Genomic DNA, 16,552 nt, shown 5'->3' on the forward strand with positions numbered 1-16,552 from the left:
GACATCGGGGCACGGACTGCCTGCTACGGCTCCGTAACGGGTTGTTCCGTATCCGTGGCCGAATTCCCCTCGATAGCCGGATTCCCCTCCAAAAGGGGGAGGACCGCCTCGCTCAGAACCCCGGAAAGCCGCTCCAACACCCGTACCGTTTCGGCGAATTCCGCCTCGCCGAGTGCTTCCGCGAGCCGGGTGGCCACCTCCGCGTGGCCGGGGCTGATCCGCCGGACGGCGGCCAGTCCCTCGTCCGTGGGGCGCAGCAGCTTGGCGCGGCGGTGGGCCGGGTTCGGCACGTACTCGGCGAGGCCGCGCCGCACGAGCAGATCGGCGATGCGCTGCACGCTCTGCCGGGTGATGCCCATCGCGCGGGCGATGCCGGCGACGGGCAGGGGCTCGCGCAGCACGGCGCCGAGCACCTGCCACCAGGCGGCGGTGAGACCGCCGGGCCTGGCCAGCTCGTCGGCCACCGTCAGGAACTGGCCGTTGAGCCGGAAGACGCCGAGGGCGGTGCGGGAGAACAGGTCCTGCCGCTCCCGCACCCGGCGGTCGGTGTCGTCGCCGCCCATGTCCTCGCTCACGCTGTCGTCGCTCACGATTCCAGCACCTCGTAGGCGGACGCGTCCGAGTCGTGGAACAGGCGGTACCAGGCGTCGAGCTTCTCGCCCTCGAAGGCGCCGAGCCGCCCGAGGATCTCGCGGGCGAAGGCCACCGGCTCGGTAGGACCCGCCGTGGTCAGCCCGCCGTCGGTGACGGCGTCCACGTCGACGTACCGCTCGCCGCCCTTGTAGCCGGTCGCCGCGAGGTAGAACGACACCGCGCTGGTGTGCGCACGATCGTCGAGCAGCCCCTCTCTGGCGAGCCCCGCGGTGGCCCCGCAGATCGCGGCGACCGGCACGTCCGCGTCGAGGAAGGCGCGGGCCGCGCGGCCGAAGGGGGCGAGGTCGTCGCCCGTGTCCCACAGGTCGGCGCCCGGCAGGATCAGCAGCGCGCTGTCCTCGGGCCGCAGGTCGGCGAGGGTCAGGTCGGGCTGTACGCGGACTCCGGCCACGGTGGTGACGGGGTCCAGCGAGCCGGCGGCGACGGTGCGGATCTCGTACCCGGCGCGGGCGAGGTACGCGGTGGCGTATCCGGGCTCCCAGTCGGCGAGTGTGTCGTAAACGGCGAGGTGCACGGGCTTGCGGGTCATGACTGCCTCCACTGGTCACTGGTCCACGGGGTGGGGTGCCGCTGCGTGCTGTGCTTTCTCCGTCGCGCTTATGTAAGCATGCTGTCAAATAGACAGCATGCTGTCAAGAAAGTGCCCGCGCTTGTACCAGGGCTCGTTAACTCCCGCCGGGGGCGGCCTTAACCCGCCGGTCCCTAGCGTCCTGGTCATGGACAGCGCAGAGAACCTCGGACAGATGGCGGCCCACCTCGGGCTCGACCTGGTGGCCGTGACCCTCCTGACCTTCGGGGTCTTCTATCCACGGCACCGCAGAAGGGAGTTGGTCCCCGCCTACCTCGCCCTGAACGTCGCGCTCTTCGCGGTGGTCTCCGCCCTCGCGAGCGCCGGCGGCAACGGCGGGCTCGCGCTCGGCTTCGGGCTCTTCGGGGTGCTGTCCATCGTGCGGCTCCGCTCGGACGCGCTGCAGCACCAGGAAGTGGCGTACTACTTCATCACCCTCGTCCTGGGCCTCCTCTGCGGGCTTCCGGGCCTCGATCTGCCGGTCGCCGCAGGGCTCGCGGCCGTGCTGCTCCTGGTGATGTACGGCGCCGACCACCCCCGCCTCTTCGCCGCCGACCGCCGCGCGGTCATCACCCTGGACGCCGTGTACCGCGAGGAGAGCGCGCTGCGCGCCGAGTTGGCGCGGCGCCTCGGGGAGCCGCTCGGCTGGACCGTCCAAGAGGTCGACTACGTACGCGACCTGATGGTTTTGGAAGTCCGATTCCGGCCACCGGAACCTTCCGAGGGTCGCGGGGAGTTCGTACCCACAGAACCACGACGCCGCACGACCCGGTCCCGCACGCCTGCCGTCCCCCATCAGAAGGAGACCGTGTGAACCCCGCCGTACGCGCCATCGGACGAGCCGCGCTCGCCGCGCACTCCATCTCGCTCGACGAGGTCAACGCCCGCGCGGAGTTGCTCGCCCGCTACGACAACAGCTACCTCGTGCCCGTCGAGATCTTCGACGACCTGGCCGCGCTGCTCACGGACCCGCGCCGCCCCTCGGGCCCCTTCCGGGCCCTGAGCATCGGCGGAAAGCGCTGGTTCAGCTATCACTCGACGTACTACGACACCCCTGAGCTGCTGACCTACCACCACCACCGGCAGGGCAGGCGGCTGCGCTACCGCATCCGGGAGCGGGTCTACCAGGACAGCGGCGAGCGGCAGTTCGAGATCAAGCTGAAGAGCGGGCGCGGCGAGACGGTCAAGCACCGCCAGCGCCTGGAGGGCGACGACCGCGTGCTCGACGCCGAGCGGCAGGGGTTCCTCGCGGGCGTCCTGAGCGGGTCGTACGGCATCGAGGCGCCGGGCGGTCTCACGACGGCGCTGGTCACCGAGTACCAGCGGGCGACATTCGTGGCCGACGGCCAGCGCATCACGTGCGACGCGGGGCTCGTCGTGCGGGACCTGGCCACGGGCCGGTCGGTGGCGGCGGACTCCGGGCTCGTCCTGGTGGAGACCAAGACGCAGGGGCATCTGACGGAGGCGGACCGGGTCCTTCACCGGTACGGCGTGCGGGCCGCGGACTTCACGAAGTACTGCGGTGGGTTCGCCGCCCTGCGGCCCGAGTTGGGCGTCAATCGGTGGGCCCGGGCCGTCCGGGTCGCGTTTCCGCGGGCCGCCGCGCTGCCTGCGGGAAGGTGAGGGTCACCCGGGTGCCGTGGGCGGCGTCCGACGCCATGTCGAAGGTGCCGCCCGCGTCCTGTGCCGTCCGCCGGGCGATGTCGAGACCCAGGCCGGTGGAGCCGCCGCCGCTGGTGCCGCGTTCCGCCGCGTAGGTGGGCGGGAGGCCGGGGCCCTCGTCGGCGACGCTGAGCTCGGCCTCGCCCGCCGGGTTGGTGCGGACGGTGACACGGAACGGGGTACCCAGAGGGGTGTGGTCGAGGACGTTGCCGATGAGGGCGTCGATGGCGGCGGTCAGATCGTCCTCGGGGACGGGCACGGGGTGGGTGCCGCTGATGGCCGCTATCTCCGTCGTACGCCCCTGGTCCTCCGCCAACGGCAGCCAGAACGCCGCGCGTTCGCGCGCCACGGCGGCCAGGTCCGCGTAGGGGGCGTCCCGGAAGGGGCGGCGCGCCTTGCGGATCACGTCGTCGACGCTGCGTTCCAGGGCGGCGACGTCCGCGGCGATGCGGTGCGCCTCCTCCGAGTCACGCAGGGTCTCGGCGTCCAGCCGGAGGGCGGCCACGGGGGTACGGAGGCGGTGGGCCAGGTCGGCGGCGTTCTCGCGCTCGGCGGTCAGGAGTTCGTCGATGCGGGTGGCGAGGTGGTTCAGCTCGCCCGCGACCAGGCGGAGCTCCGGCGGGCCCTCGGGAGTGGCGCGCGCGGTGAGGTCGCCCGCGGCGAGGCGGTCCGCGGTGCGGGCCAGGCGGCGGGCCGCGCCGACCAGACGGGAGCCGAGCCGGTCGGCGAGGAGCAGCCCGACGAGGACGAGGCCGACCCCGATCCCGGCGAGCACGAGCCAGGAGGTCATGGTGCCCGCGTACAACTGCCGCTCGGTGAGCGTGACCTGGACGACCGCGGTGCCGTCGGCGGCGCCCTGGACGGGGACGAGGACCTGGCGGCCGCCGGTGGACGGCTCGTAGGTGAAGGCGCGGCCGGTGCGGGCCAGGCGGATGGCGTCCGTGACGTGCGCCCGGGACCGGCGTTGCGGGCCGGCCCCGATGACGGTGCCGTCGGCCAGGACGAGCGAAGTGGTCGGCAGATCCTGCGTGTTGACGCTCTCCACGGTCTGCTCGGCGGTCTCGCGCTCGTCCCGGGTGGCCAGGGCGGGACCGAGGGCGTGGGCCACCCACTGGGCACGGGCGGTGGCTTCGGCGGTGGTGCGGTCGGCGGCGTGGGTGCGGGTGAGCAGGGTGAGGGGGACGAGCAGGGCGGTCAGGACGAGGGCGGTGGTCGCGGCGGTGAGGAGGAGGAGACTGCGGCGCATCAGCGGTCCCGTTCCGGCTCGGCGGCGGACTCACTTGGGTCCTGGGGGTCCTGGGGGTCCTGGGGGCTCTGGAGGTCTTCGGGGGGCGTCAGCTTCACGCCCACCGTGCGGACCGTGTGGAGGTAGCGGGGTGCCTGGGCCGTCTCGCCGAGTTTCCTGCGGAGCCAGGAGAGATGTACGTCGACCGTCTTGTCGGCGCCGCCCAGGGGCTGCTGCCACACCTCGGCGAGGAGTTCGCGGCGGGAGACGACCTGGCCGGGGCGGTGGGCGAGGTAGGCGAGCAGGTCGAACTCGCGCGGGGTGAGGTCCAGGGGGCTTTCGTCCAGGGTGACTTCACGGGAGGCCGGGGCGATGGCGAGGCCTCCGACGCGCAGGGGCTCCTCCGGCGCGTCGGCCGCGCCGAGCCTGCGCAGGACCGCCTTGATGCGGGCGTCGAGCTGGGCGGCACCGAACGGCTTGACGATGTAGTCGTCGGCCCCGTCCTCCAGGATCGCCACCATCTCCTGCTCCTCGTCGCGCGCCGTCGCGACGATGACGGGGACGTCGCTCACGGCGCGGAGCATCCGGAGGATCTGGGCGCCGTCCACGTCCGGGAGCCCCAGGTCGAGCACGACGAGGTCGGGGCGGTTGGTGACCGCGGTGTCCAGTCCTGCCATGCCGCTGGGCGCGGTGGCGACGGCGTGCCCTCTGTCGCGCAGGGCCCGCACCAGGGCGCCGCGCAGCTGGGGATCGTCCTCCACGACGAGAAGATGGGCCATACATCCACCGTAGCCACGTGCTTTGGGCAGCCCTTAACCGGGCGTTAGGAAACGGTGCGGCACAGTGGCCGGATGAGGAAGTGGCGGAGCGCGGCGGTGACCGCGGCATGGGTGGCGATGGGAACGGCTGCCGGGGCGTTGGGCGCCTGGCAGTTGGCCACGTCGGACAGCGGGGTCGCGGCGCACAGCCGTCCGCTGGACGAGGGGGCGGTGGAGAGAGCCCTGGCGGCGACGAAGGCGTCCCCGCCGACGCCAGGACGGCCGTCCGCCTCCACCTCGCCGTCCACCGCGCCGTCCACCTCGCCGTCTCCCTCGAAGAGCACGCCGCCGAAGAGTGAGCGGTCCACCCTGCGGTTCACGGGCGGGACGGCGACGGTCGAGTGCAGGGCGGACGGGACGGTGTACCTCGTCTCGTGGAGCCCGGCGGACGGGTTCCACATGGACGACGACGTGGCACGGGGCCCGGGCGCGGTGGCCCGCCTGGAGGCGGAGCCGAGCGACGATGACGACGACGCACAGGACGATCTGCCCTACGAGATCCGGTGCGGGGCGGACGGGCAGCCACGGGCGAAGGTGGTGGCGGACGACTAGGGGCTTCGGAGGGAACTGCTGAGGGATCTCCCCGGCGTCGCGACGCCCCGCTGCTTCGGCCTACTTCGGCAAGGTGAGGATCTCGGCCCCGTCGTCGGTGATGGCGATCGTGTGCTCGCTGTGCGCGGTCCGGCAGCCGGTCGCGCTGCGGAGCGTCCACCCGTCGTCGTCGGTGACGAGCTGGGCGGTGTCCGCCATGATCCACGGCTCCAGCGCGAGCAGCAGCCCGGGGCGCAGCTTGTATCCGCGGCCGGGGCGCCCGGTGTTCGCGACGTGCGGGTCCTGGTGCATCGTCGATCCGATGCCATGCCCTCCGAACTCGGTGTTGACCGAGTACCCCGCATCGCCGAGGACCGTGCCGATGGCGTGCGAGATGTCCCCGATGCGGGCCCCGGGCCCGGCGACGGCGATCCCCGCGGCCAGCGCGCGCTCGGTCGTCTCGATCATCGCGACGCTCTCCTGGGGCCGCGCGGCGCCCACGAGGAAACTGATGGCGGCGTCCGCCGCGACTCCGTCCTTGGAGACGGCGAGGTCGAGGGTCAGCAGATCGCCGTCGGCGAGCGCGTAGTCGTGCGGAAGGCCGTGGAGCACGGCGTCGTTGACGGCCGTGCAGATGTAGTGGCCGAACGGGCCGCGCCCGAAGGACGGCGCGTAGTCGACGTAGCAGGACACCGCCCCCGCCTCGTCGATCATGGCCTTGGCCCACCGGTCGATGTCCAGCAGATTCGTGCCGACCGTGCTGCGGCCCTTCAGGGTGTGCAGGATGTCGGCGACCAGGGCGCCGGCGTCCTTCGCCCGGGCCAGCAGGGTGGGGTTCAGGATTTCGATCATGGGGGTGCCCTTCTCATGAAACCAATAACTATACCGGCCATACTGTACCGGTATTAGAATTGGTTTCCTGCCGTGGTCCGGTCCCACTCACTCACACCCCGGGGCTCCGGGGACCCCGACACACTGTCCAGTGCCCCTCACCGCCGTGAAACAGACCGCCCATGTCCCGTCCACACCGTGGACATTTACCCTCGCCCACATGACCCCTCAGCCGAATCCCCAGGTCGGCGCCGCCGTCAAGGCCGCGGACCGCGCGCACGTGTTCCACTCCTGGTCCGCACAGGAGCTGATCGACCCCCTCGCCGTGGCAGGCGCGGAGGGCTCGTACTTCTGGGACTACGACGGAAACCGCTACCTCGACTTCACCAGCGGCCTCGTCTTCACCAACATCGGATACCAGCACCCGAAGGTCGTCGCCGCGATCCAGCAACAGGCGGCGGAGATGACGACCTTCGCGCCCGCCTTCGCCGTGGAAGCCCGCTCCGAGGCCGCACGCCTCATCGCCGAGCGGACCCCCGGTGACCTGGACAAGATCTTCTTCACCAACGGCGGCGCGGAGGCCGTGGAGAACGCGACCCGCATGGCGCGCCTCCACACCGGCCGCCCCAAGGTCCTCTCCGCCTACCGCTCGTACCACGGCGCCACCTCCGCCGCGATCAACCTCACCGGCGACCCCCGCCGCTGGCCCTCCGACAACGGCACGGCGGGCGTCGTCCACTTCTGGGCGCCGTTCCTCTACCGCAGCGCCTTCTACGCCGAGAACGAGCAGCAGGAGTGCGAGCGCGCCCTCCAGCACCTCGAGGACACCATCGCCTTCGAGGGCCCGCAGACGATCGCGGCGATCATCCTCGAATCCGTCCCGGGCACGGCCGGCATCATGATCCCGCCGCCGGGCTACCTCGCCGGCGTACGCGAGATCTGCGACCGGCACGGCATCGTCTTCATCCTCGACGAGGTCATGGCGGGCTTCGGCCGTACGGGCAAGTGGTTCGCCGCGGACCACTTCGACGGCGGCATCGTGCCCGACCTCCTCACTTTCGCGAAGGGCGTGAACTCGGGGTACGTCCCGCTCGGCGGGGTCGCGATCTCCCCGGCCATCGCCGAGACGTTCGCCCGCAGGCCCTACCCGGGCGGCCTCACGTACTCCGGACACCCGCTGGCCTGCGCCGCCGCCGTGGCAACGATCAACGTCATGGAGGACGAGGGCGTCGTCGAGAACGCGGCCCGCGTCGGCTCGGAGATCATCGCTCCCGCCCTCGCGGACCTCGCCGAGCGGCACCCGAGCGTCGGCGAGGTCCGTGGCCTCGGGATGTTCTGGGCCCTGGAGCTGGTCAAGGACAGGGAGACCCGCGAGCCCCTCGTCCCGTACAACGCCACGGGCGAGGCGAACGCCCCGATGGCCGCGTTCGGCGCCGCAGCGAAGAAGCAGGGCCTGTGGCCCTTCATCAATATGAACCGCACGCACGTGGTCCCCCCGTGCAACATCACGGACACGGAGGCGAAGGAGGGCCTCGCGGCGCTGGACGTGGCGCTGACGGAGGCGGACAAGCACACGGTGTGACCGCCCCGGTGGGCACCCCCGCCGCCGGGCGCCGGGAAACCGGTCGCCCGGGGCCGGGAACCCCGACCGCGTAGTCTGACGTGCTCGTAAGCAGACGACGACCACCAAGATGACTCCGCGAGGGAGCCCAGATGCCCGGCACCGACGGCTCCGCCGTCATCCGCAGCACTCTGCGCCAGCAGATCGCCGACGCGCTGCGCGACGAGATCCTCGGCGGCCGTCTGGAGCCGGGCCAGGAGTTCACGGTCAAGGAGATCGCCGAGCAGTACGGCGTCTCCGCGACCCCGGTCCGCGAGGCCCTGGTGAACCTCGCCGCGCAGGGCCTGCTCGACGCCGACCAGCACCGCGGCTACCGCGTCCACGAGCACACCCTCGCCGACTACCGGGGCATGCTGGAGGCCCGCGGCCTCGTCGCCGACGGCATCTTCCGCGACCTCGTGAAGAAGGGCACCCCCCTGGGGCCCAGGGGCCAGCAGGAAACCACCGCCGCCCTGATCTCCGTACGCCGCCGCGGCGAGGAAGCCGCACGCGCCGCCTGCGCGGGCGACCTGAACGTCCTCATCGGCTACGACCTCCGCTTCTGGCGCGAGCTCAGCGCCCTCTTCGGCAACCCCTACCTCTCGGACTTCCTGCACCGCCTCCGGCTGCAGTCCTGGGTCTGCGCCGTCACCTACCTCCGCCGCGCCGTCGAACGCGGCGACGGCGACCTGCGCGGCACCCTCTGGGCCCGGCACACCGAGCTCGTCGACGCCCTGGCGCACCGCGACCCCAAGGCCGCGCACGCGATCGTCGAGGAGTACAACGCCCACTCCCTCGCCCTCATCGAGCGGCTGGCCGCTGCATGAGCGTGGATCTGTCCGTCGTCGTCCCCGCCTACAACGAGGAGCGGCGCCTGGCCCCCACCCTCGCCGCGATCCGGGCGTACCTGGAGGACGGGACCGATGGCGGGCCGGCGGGCAGCGGCGACGGCACCCGGTGGGAGCTGATCGTCGTGGACGACGGCTCCACCGACGGCACCCTCGACATCGCGGCCGACGCCGAGGCCGCCGACCCCCGCGTCCGCCTCGTCCACTCCCCCCGCAACCGCGGCAAGGGCCACGCCCTGCGCCTGGGCGTCCTAGCCTCGCGCGGCGACCGCGTCCTGATCACCGACGCCGATCTGGCCACGCCCATCGAGGAACTGGAGTGCCTCGACAAGGCGCTCGCCGAGGGCCACGCGGCGGCGATAGGTTCCCGGGCCCGACCCGGCGCCACGATCGAGAGCCACCAGCACCGCCTGCGCGAACTCCTCGGCCGTACCGGCAATTTCCTGATACGAACGGTCGCCGTCCCCGGAGTCCGCGACACCCAGTGCGGCTTCAAGCTCTTCGACGGCGACCGTGCCCGTGAAGCCTTCGCCGCGTCGCGCCTGCGCGGCTGGGGCATAGACGTCGAGATACTGCAGTACTTCCGCCGCTCCGGCTGGCCGGTCGCCGAGGTGCCGGTGCGCTGGGCGCACCAGGAGGGCTCGAAGGTTCGCCCGGTCGACTACGCGAAGGTCCTCGCCGAACTGACCTCGCTCAAGGCCCGCACCCTCCGCCCCAGGGACCTGCTCGTGGCGGCGCTCTTCCTGGCCATGGCCGTCACCCTCTACTCGGGACGCTGGGCGGCACCGGGCGCGCGCTATCTCCCGGACTCCCTCCAGGACCAGAACCAGTGGGAGTGGTTCTTCGCGGTGACCGCGGACAACGTCCGCCACCTCCACAACCCCCTCTTCACGGACCTCCAGAACCACCCCGACGGCGTGAACCTCATGGCCAACACGGTCATGCTCGGCCTCTCCGTCCCCTTCGCCCCCGTGACCTGGCTCTTCGGCCCGGCGGCCGCCCTCAACGCGGCGATGACGCTGGGCCTGGCCGCGACCGCCCTCGCCTGGTACTGGCTGATCCGCAGACGTCTCGTACGGCACCGGGGCGCGGCAGCCGCCGGCGCGGCACTGGCCGCCTTCGCACCACCGATGGTCAGCCACGCCCACGCGCACCCGAACTTCATGGTCCTGTTCATGATCCCGCTGATCATCGACCGGGCGCTGCGGCTCTGCGAGGGCGAGGGCACCCGGGTCGTACGCGACGGGGTGATCCTCGGGCTCTTCACGACGTACCAGATCTTCCTCGGCGAGGAGCCGCTGCTGCTCGCCGCGGTGGGCATGCTGCTGTTCGCGGCGGCGTACGGGCTGGCGCACAGGGACATGGCGCGGGCGGCGCTGCGCCCCCTCGCGCGCGGCCTCGGCGTGGCCGTGGCGGTCACGGTCCCGCTGGTCGCCCTCCCGCTGTACTGGCAGTTCTTCGGCCCGCAGAGCTACACGAGCGTGCTGCACGGCGACAACGCGGGCAACAGCCCCCTGGCGCTCCTCTCCTTCGCGGAACGCTCACTGGCGGGCAACGAGCAGACGGCCGCCGCCCTCTCCGCCAACCCCACGGAACAGAACGCCTTCTACGGCTGGCCCCTGGCCGCGCTGGCCTTCGCGATCGTCGTACGTCTCTGGGAGTGGACGGTGGTGAAGGCGCTGGCCTTCACGGTCCTCGCGGCGGCGTTCCTCTCCCTGGGCCCGAAGTTCCGCGTTCCGCTGACGGACATCGTGCTTCCCGGCCCCTGGGCGCCCCTGTCCCACCTCCCGCTCTTCGAGTCGGTCATCGAATCGCGGGTGGCGATGGTGTGCGCCCCCGCGCTCGGCATGCTGGTGGCGCTCGCGCTGGCAGGCCTCTTCGCCGCGCCCCGCCGGATGACGGCAGCGCGGTACGCGGGTGTGGCGGCGGTCGCCCTCGCGCTGCTGCCGATCGTGCCGGCGCCGCTGCGGGCGGTGGAGCGGGAGCAGCCTCCCGGGTTCATCGCCGACGGGACCTGGAAGAAGTACCTGGGCGACGGCGAGACTCTCGTGCCCGTGCCCCTGCCGGACCCGGCGGGCGCGGAGGCGCTGCACTGGCAGACCACCGCCGGCCTGGGCTTCCGCCTGCCCGGCGGCTACTTCAACGGGCCGTGGGGACCGGACCGTGTGGGCATCTACGGCGCGTCGCCCCGCAACACCTCCGACCTCCTGCGGGACGTCCGCGCGGCGGGCCGTGCCCCGCGGATCACGGACGCGTGGCGCAGGGCGGCGCGCGAGGACCTGGCGTACTGGAACGCGGGCGTCCTGGTGCTCGCGCCGCAGGAGCACGACACCGAACTGCGGGTGACGGTGGAGGAACTCCTTGACCGCCCCGGAAAGTGGGTAGACGGGGTGTGGATCTGGGATCTGCACAAGGGGAGCTAGCGGGTGTCCGCCCGGACTACGCTGCCTGCACGCGAGGAACGTCCGACGTCCGATATGCCATCCGTGTATGACCTGACCTGAGGAGCACCCTTGGCCTGTGATCTGTGGCTGGTCCCGCTCGTCGACGTGCTGTGCCACAGCCCCGACAATCCCTTCGCGGAGGAGATCGCGGCGTACGACAAGGCGCTGCACGAGGCCGGCCTGCCTTCCGTCCCCGTCTTCGCCTATATGCCGGGCCTCTCCGGGGACGTGGCCCCGGTCGCGGGATTCGACTACGACGCGCTGCATTTCCTGCGTCGGGCGTATCTGCTCCAGGTCTGCGGCCTGGAGGTCACGCCGGTGGACGAACTGGGCGGGGACTACGAGCAGTTGCTGGAGATGTTCGACACCACGGCTCAGCAGTCGCACCTGGTCTGGCACTACGACCACGCGGGGGCTTACGTCCCGGTCGACTTCCCCGCGCCCCTCTCGAACGACGAACTCCTCTCCGGGGGCGGCCCGCTGGGCTCGTCCCACGCGCTCCTGCGGGAACTGGAGTTCGTGGCCCCGTCCATCGGCATCGACGCGACCAACCCTCCTCGCCCGCCGACCCCGCCCGAGGCGCCCACGTCCCTGGAGGAACCGGCGGCCCCGGCTCCACCGGACGACAGCCCCTTCGCGAGGGAGCGCCATGTGTGGCTCGGCCTGCACGCGGCGACCACCCGAAGCCTGGCGCAAGGCTCAATGATCATTTACAGCTGACGGCTCGTGGCCCGCCCGGCCGTTCGAGGCGCCCATCCGTCCCACTCACCTCACCTCACCTCACCTCAGCGAGGCTCCGGCGGTCGCTGTCGGGGCATGTTGGGGCGCGCCCCGGGCGGCAGGGCGGCTCGGAGCGGGGCAGTTCCGGCCTCCCCGCGGGAGGCCGGAACCACGGCCTGCATGGCCAACGGCGCGGGCCCCGACCGGAACTCCACCATCCAGTCCGCGGTCTCGGACCGCACGAGCTCCGTCACGTCCTCCGAGAACCGCCGAAGCACCCCGAGACACCGCTCGGCGGCCTCGCTGGCCGTCCCGTCGGTGGGCCCGAGCACCTCCCGCACACTCTCCGACGCCCAGTCGAACTGCAGCACCTGGAGCCGCCGCTGCACGGCCTGCGCGGTGGCCACGTCCCGCATCCACCCGGACGTCAGGCCGAAGAACCGGTCGCACGCCACACACGCCGCCCCCGCGAGCAGCGAAACGAACCCCCACGTGGCGATGCCCCCCACCGCCCCCGCCAGATCGAGCAGCGGAAGCACCCCCGCGCCCACGGCCCCCACCGCCGCCCCCACCCGCGCCAGCCGTGCCCCGCGCCGCTTCCACGCCCGGTCGGACAAGTACCACTCGGCGGTGTTGAGCGCGCCCCGCTCCACCCACCGGTACAGCTCGTCGAGCCGCCGCGCGGGATCGCCCCAGTCGCCGAGGGGAAAGGCCCGCCCCGTCAGATCCCCGACCCGGGAGCGGTCCCCACCGCCGGGGGCGCCACCGGGACCACCACCAGGAACGCCACCAGGAACGCCCGGCTGCGCACCCGCCCCGGCACCCTGCCCCTCTGGGGGCACCCCCTCGGGCTGCATCTCCGGCTGGCTCACCCGGCACTCCTACCTCTACGAGATTCCTGACTGTTCCCTGCGGCGGCTCCGTACGGTGCGCGCGCTGTGACAGTTGGTGCTGTGTGGTGCTGATGCGACTGATGTCATCTGCTCATGCGCAGCCCCAGTCCTACCGCCCAATGGGTGGCCATGAGCCCTTTTTCGCGGTATTTCCGCCCGGAAGAGCTGCTTGATCAGGTATAGGAAGACGGCCGATCTCACTCGAAAGAGTGCTGGGGCGAGGGCACCCTCGACCACGTAGGCTCATTCCAGGTGGAAAACCCACCGCAAATACCGTGACGAGACAGGAGCTGATCGTGATCCCCGGTGGTGGCCAGCCCGACATGCAGCAGCTGCTCCAGCAGGCCCAGAAGATGCAGCAGGACCTCGCGACCGCTCAGGACGAGCTCGCGCGCACGGAGGTCGAAGGCCAGGCGGGCGGTGGCCTCGTCAAGGCGACGGTCACCGGCTCCGGCGAGCTGCGCGGCCTGGTGATCGACCCCAAGGCGGTCGACCCGGAAGACACCGAGACCCTCGCGGACCTGGTGGTCGCGGCGGTCCAGGCGGCGAACGAGAACGCGCAGGCGCTCCAGCAGCAGAAGCTGGGCCCGCTCGCGCAGGGTCTGGGCGGCGGAGGCATCCCGGGCCTTCCCTTCTAAGAGGGCCACAGGCCAACTACCGTACGTACCAAAGTGTGATACTCGGCAAAAGCAGGAAAGGCACCCCGTGTACGAAGGCGTGGTTCAGGACCTCATCGACGAATTGGGCAGGCTGCCCGGCGTCGGTCCCAAGAGCGCGCAGCGGATCGCCTTCCACATCCTGCAGACCGAGCCGACGGACGTACGCCGCCTCGCCCACGCCCTCCTTGAGGTGAAGGACAAGGTCCGCTTCTGCGCGACCTGTGGCAACGTCGCGCAGGAAGAGCTCTGCAACATCTGCCGCGACCCGCGCCGCGACCTCAGCGTCATCTGTGTGGTCGAGGAGCCCAAGGACGTCGTGGCGATCGAGCGTACGCGCGAGTTCCGGGGGAAGTACCACGTCCTGGGCGGAGCGATCAGTCCGATCGAGGGGGTGGGACCGGACGACCTGCGTATACGAGAGCTGCTCGCGCGCCTGGCGGACGGCACGGTCACGGAGCTGATCCTGGCCACGGACCCGAACCTGGAGGGCGAGGCGACGGCGACGTACCTCGCGCGCATGATCAAGCCCATGGGCCTGAAGGTCACCCGCCTGGCCAGCGGGCTCCCTGTCGGGGGAGATCTGGAATACGCGGACGAGGTCACCCTGGGCCGCGCCTTCGAGGGGAGACGACTCCTAGATGTCTAAGAAGCAGCAAGAGAAGTCCACGAATCCGGAAGCGTCGGCCGTCGCGGAGCCGGTCGTCGTCCCCGAGCCGGTGATCGTCCCCGAGACGCTCATCGCCCCGGAGGCGACGGTCCTCCTGCACGCCGCCCAGGACCCCGACTCCTTCGCGGTGCAGATCTCGGACCAGATCGAGAGCTTCATCGTCGCGGTGACGGAGGTCGCCAAGGGCGACGAGCCCGACTCGGCCGTCCCCTTCCTCCTGCTTGAGGTCTCCCAACTCCTGCTGGCCGGCGGCCGCCTGGGCGCGCACGAGGACATCGTCCCCGAGGACCGCTACGAGCCGGATCTCGGCCCGGAGCGCGACGTCGACGATCTGCGTGAGCGCCTGGCCGCCATGCTGGAGCCGATCGACGTCTACTCCGAGGTCTTCGACCCGTACGAGCCCCGCAAGGCCCCGGTGCCCTGCCGCATCTCGGACGACCTGGCAGACGTGGTCGCCGACCTCTCCCACGGCCTGGCGCACTACCGCGCGGGCCGCACAGTCGAGGCCCTGTGGTGGTGGCAGTTCTCGTACTTCTCGAACTGGGGCTCCACCGCGTCGGGTGCCCTGCGGGCCCTCCAGTCGCTGGTCGCCCACGTCCGCCTGAACCAGCCCCTCGAAGACCTCAACGGCCTGGACACCGACGAGGACCTGGCCGAGGAAGCACTCGCGGAAGCGGCGGGCAAGGTCATGGCGGAGGAGATCGCCGGGCCTCTGGGCCTGCGCTCCGTGCAGTAGACGGCGTCCGGGACACCCGGTCCGGGCCACCCAGCTGCCCGGGCCGGCGAGGGCTCAGCGCTTGCCGGTCGGCCGGAGCTTGCGCCACAGCGACCACGTGGTGGTGGTCCAGGCCCACGCACCGGCGACCAGCACCGCGACCTTCGTCCAGAACCACAGCGACGCGGGCTCCGGATCACTGACCAGGTCGATGCCCCACCAGAGAAGTCCACCGGTGAACAGGACCGTGGGCACTACCTCGGCCCGTGCCGCACGCCGTGACTTCCCCGGCCCTTCGCTGAGCCGCAGGGCGTAGACCTCGACGTCCCCGAACTCGCCCGCGGCGCTCCCGCCCGATGCGGCGAGATGGTCCCGCGCTTCGGCCACGCTGCGCCGGGCGTCCCCCGCGGACACCCCGTGCCGCCCCCGCAGCAGCGCGAACAGCCGCGTCAGCCACGCCTCGTCGTCGCTCCCCGCGCCCCCTTCCCGGCCGCTCCGTATGTCCTCGGCAGGCACGGCCCGGCCACGGAACCAGCGCCCGACTGACTCCGGGCGAATCCGCCACCCCACCATCCCGAGCAGCGCGCCGACCGCGAACAACGAGGGCGCCGGAACGCTCACTTGAGGCCCTCGGGGTACTGCGGTGAACAACGCGGCGCAGACCACGACGAGCACCGCGGCGCAGGCCATGGCCACCCGGCCGGCGCGAAGCCGCCCCGCCGCGCGCAGCTCGGGGACGACGCCGGTCACGAGCACGATCAGCACGGCCAGCAGCAGCCCGGCCCCGCCGGTGGCCCAACCGACCCGCATCCAGAGGCCGTTGGCGGCCCACAGCACCACGCCGAACAGGGTGACCTGGCCGCCGGCCAGCAACAAGGAGCTGGTGAACCGGTCACCGGGGGCGAAGCCCTCGACGTCGACGGAGCTGCGCCGGGTCTCGTCGATCCGCTCGGCTGCCACCGTCTCGGCGTACGCCGTGGGATCGCCGAGCACCTCTCTGACGGGCGCCCCCGCCTCGACGGCGGTCATCCGGGCCTCCTCGAGGGCCTCCTCGGCGAGCCCCTCGGGCGGCGAGTGCTCTACAACCAGCGCGAGCTCGAACTCCGCGGCCCACCGCGCGTCATCGCCGCTCGGCCAGCCCGAAGCCTTCTCCTTGCCTTCCGTACGCATCGTCAACTTCCCCCAGTCCCTGTCCGCTCTCAACTCTCGGAGCTCTCCGCGGAGACCCCGCTGCCATCGGCCAATGCCGTCACCACACCGTCGAAGTCCCGCCAGGCGCGGTACTCGACGGCCAGCCGCGTGCGCCCCGTTTCGGTGAGGCTGTAGTACTTCCGTCCGGGTCCGCCGTCGCCCGCGCTCCAGCGGATGTCGACGGCGCCTTCCTCTTCCAGCCTGGTCAGGGCCGGATAGAGCGTCGCCGCCTTGGCGTTGGACAGACCGGCCGCGCTCAACTCCTGCAGCAGCGCGTACCCATAGCTCTCGCCCCGCTCCAGCATCCCGAGCAGACACAGAGGCAACGCCGCGCGCAGCCATGCGGAGCTGAATTCCGCCATGCCCTCCGCCCCTCCTCGTCTTCTCGACTAGTTCGGATTTCAGAATAGTCGGAGTCTCGGACATCCGCCAGACCCGGAAGAGTGAAGCGAGGGAGAGCCTGTGACCCGCCCCACTTTCGGAGTGCTCCACTCCCCAGCGGGCATGTGCCAAGCCGAGCGGTCGA

19 protein-coding genes are annotated in these 16,552 nt (G+C 71.7%); 10 read left to right on the top strand and 9 right to left on the bottom strand.

Going from position 1 to position 16,552, the window contains the following annotated elements; genetic code table 11:
• Positions 1–23: 23 nt before the first annotated feature.
• Entirely contained in the window at positions 24–563 is a 540-nt protein-coding gene (locus tag AB0E78_RS07145; protein WP_361829539.1) for a helix-turn-helix domain-containing protein, read from the bottom strand.
• 23 nt (positions 564–586) lie between these two features.
• Positions 587–1,183: a DJ-1/PfpI family protein gene (locus tag AB0E78_RS07150; protein ID WP_361829168.1), complete on the bottom strand. Its 597-nt coding sequence runs from the start codon at positions 1,181–1,183 to the stop codon at positions 587–589.
• Positions 1,184–1,370: 187 nt separating this feature from the next.
• On the opposite strand from AB0E78_RS07150, the gene AB0E78_RS07155 reads away from it, so the two are divergent.
• Together AB0E78_RS07155 and AB0E78_RS07160 are read left to right on the top strand one after the other, a co-directional pair.
• Positions 1,371–2,036: a DUF4956 domain-containing protein gene (locus AB0E78_RS07155; RefSeq protein ID WP_361829170.1), complete on the top strand. Its 666-nt coding sequence runs from the start codon at positions 1,371–1,373 to the stop codon at positions 2,034–2,036.
• Positions 2,033–2,845, top strand: a complete 813-nt coding sequence (locus AB0E78_RS07160; protein WP_361829172.1) for a VTC domain-containing protein — start codon at positions 2,033–2,035, stop codon at positions 2,843–2,845. The genes AB0E78_RS07155 and AB0E78_RS07160 overlap by 4 nt, the downstream gene beginning before the upstream one ends.
• Here AB0E78_RS07160 and AB0E78_RS07165 read toward each other — a convergent pair.
• The 3 genes from AB0E78_RS07165 to AB0E78_RS07175 are packed head-to-tail and all read right to left on the bottom strand — an operon-like array spanning position 2,778 to position 5,328.
• Positions 2,778–4,130, bottom strand: a complete 1,353-nt coding sequence (locus AB0E78_RS07165; protein ID WP_361829174.1) for a HAMP domain-containing sensor histidine kinase — start codon at positions 4,128–4,130, stop codon at positions 2,778–2,780. The two genes, AB0E78_RS07160 and AB0E78_RS07165, sit on opposite strands and share 68 nt — an antisense overlap.
• Entirely contained in the window at positions 4,130–4,888 is a 759-nt protein-coding gene (locus tag AB0E78_RS07170) for a response regulator transcription factor (RefSeq protein WP_361829175.1), read from the bottom strand. Before AB0E78_RS07170 ends, AB0E78_RS07165 begins: the two co-directional genes overlap by 1 nt.
• A 44-nt stretch (positions 4,889–4,932) precedes the next feature.
• Positions 4,933–5,328, bottom strand: a complete 396-nt coding sequence (locus AB0E78_RS07175) for a hypothetical protein (RefSeq protein WP_361829176.1) — start codon at positions 5,326–5,328, stop codon at positions 4,933–4,935.
• On the opposite strand from AB0E78_RS07175, the gene AB0E78_RS07180 reads away from it, so the two are divergent.
• Positions 5,327–5,479, top strand: a complete 153-nt coding sequence (locus AB0E78_RS07180) for a hypothetical protein (RefSeq protein ID WP_361829178.1) — start codon at positions 5,327–5,329, stop codon at positions 5,477–5,479. The two genes, AB0E78_RS07175 and AB0E78_RS07180, sit on opposite strands and share 2 nt — an antisense overlap.
• A 60-nt stretch (positions 5,480–5,539) precedes the next feature.
• On the opposite strand, the gene map is transcribed toward AB0E78_RS07180, so the two are convergent.
• Entirely contained in the window at positions 5,540–6,310 is a 771-nt protein-coding gene (map, locus tag AB0E78_RS07185) for a type I methionyl aminopeptidase (RefSeq protein ID WP_361829179.1), read from the bottom strand.
• Positions 6,311–6,509: 199 nt separating this feature from the next.
• On the opposite strand from map, the gene AB0E78_RS07190 reads away from it, so the two are divergent.
• The 4 genes from AB0E78_RS07190 (at position 6,510) to AB0E78_RS07205 (ending at position 11,901) form a co-directional block, all read left to right on the top strand.
• Positions 6,510–7,871 (top strand): aspartate aminotransferase family protein, encoded by a 1,362-nt coding sequence (locus AB0E78_RS07190; protein WP_361829181.1) that lies wholly within the window; start codon positions 6,510–6,512, stop codon positions 7,869–7,871.
• Positions 7,872–8,002: 131 nt separating this feature from the next.
• Positions 8,003–8,716 (top strand): GntR family transcriptional regulator, encoded by a 714-nt coding sequence (locus tag AB0E78_RS07195; RefSeq protein ID WP_361829183.1) that lies wholly within the window; start codon positions 8,003–8,005, stop codon positions 8,714–8,716.
• Positions 8,713–11,160: a dolichyl-phosphate beta-glucosyltransferase gene (locus AB0E78_RS07200; RefSeq protein WP_361829185.1), complete on the top strand. Its 2,448-nt coding sequence runs from the start codon at positions 8,713–8,715 to the stop codon at positions 11,158–11,160. The genes AB0E78_RS07195 and AB0E78_RS07200 overlap by 4 nt, the downstream gene beginning before the upstream one ends.
• A gap of 90 nt (positions 11,161–11,250) precedes the next feature.
• Positions 11,251–11,901 (top strand): hypothetical protein, encoded by a 651-nt coding sequence (locus tag AB0E78_RS07205; protein ID WP_361829187.1) that lies wholly within the window; start codon positions 11,251–11,253, stop codon positions 11,899–11,901.
• A 65-nt stretch (positions 11,902–11,966) separates the two neighbouring features.
• Here AB0E78_RS07205 and AB0E78_RS07210 read toward each other — a convergent pair whose 3' ends face one another.
• On the bottom strand, positions 11,967–12,773 hold the full coding sequence (locus AB0E78_RS07210; RefSeq protein WP_361829188.1) for an SLATT domain-containing protein: 807 nt from the start codon (positions 12,771–12,773) through the stop codon (positions 11,967–11,969).
• A 317-nt stretch (positions 12,774–13,090) separates the two neighbouring features.
• On the opposite strand from AB0E78_RS07210, the gene AB0E78_RS07215 reads away from it, so the two are divergent.
• The 3 genes from AB0E78_RS07215 (at position 13,091) to AB0E78_RS07225 (ending at position 14,856) form a co-directional block, all read left to right on the top strand.
• The gene (locus tag AB0E78_RS07215) at positions 13,091–13,432 is read left to right on the top strand and encodes a YbaB/EbfC family nucleoid-associated protein (RefSeq protein ID WP_361829540.1); all 342 of its coding nucleotides are present in this window, start codon (positions 13,091–13,093) and stop codon (positions 13,430–13,432) included.
• A 67-nt stretch (positions 13,433–13,499) separates the two neighbouring features.
• Positions 13,500–14,099, top strand: coding sequence for a recombination mediator RecR (gene recR / locus AB0E78_RS07220; RefSeq protein WP_125514107.1), 600 nt, complete (start codon positions 13,500–13,502; stop codon positions 14,097–14,099).
• Entirely contained in the window at positions 14,092–14,856 is a 765-nt protein-coding gene (locus tag AB0E78_RS07225; RefSeq protein ID WP_361829191.1) for a DUF5063 domain-containing protein, read from the top strand. The genes recR and AB0E78_RS07225 overlap by 8 nt, the downstream gene beginning before the upstream one ends.
• Before the next feature lie 54 nt (positions 14,857–14,910).
• Here the strand turns inward: AB0E78_RS07225 and AB0E78_RS07230 are convergent, their stop codons facing one another.
• Positions 14,911–16,005, bottom strand: a complete 1,095-nt coding sequence (locus tag AB0E78_RS07230; RefSeq protein WP_361829193.1) for a hypothetical protein — start codon at positions 16,003–16,005, stop codon at positions 14,911–14,913.
• 29 nt (positions 16,006–16,034) lie between these two features.
• The gene (locus AB0E78_RS07235; protein WP_361829195.1) at positions 16,035–16,388 is read right to left on the bottom strand and encodes a PadR family transcriptional regulator; all 354 of its coding nucleotides are present in this window, start codon (positions 16,386–16,388) and stop codon (positions 16,035–16,037) included.
• Between the last annotated feature and the right edge of the window lie 164 nt (positions 16,389–16,552).

The sequence above is a fragment of the Streptomyces sp. NPDC032198 genome, assembly GCF_040636975.1.
GTDB lineage: Bacteria > Actinomycetota > Actinomycetes > Streptomycetales > Streptomycetaceae > Streptomyces.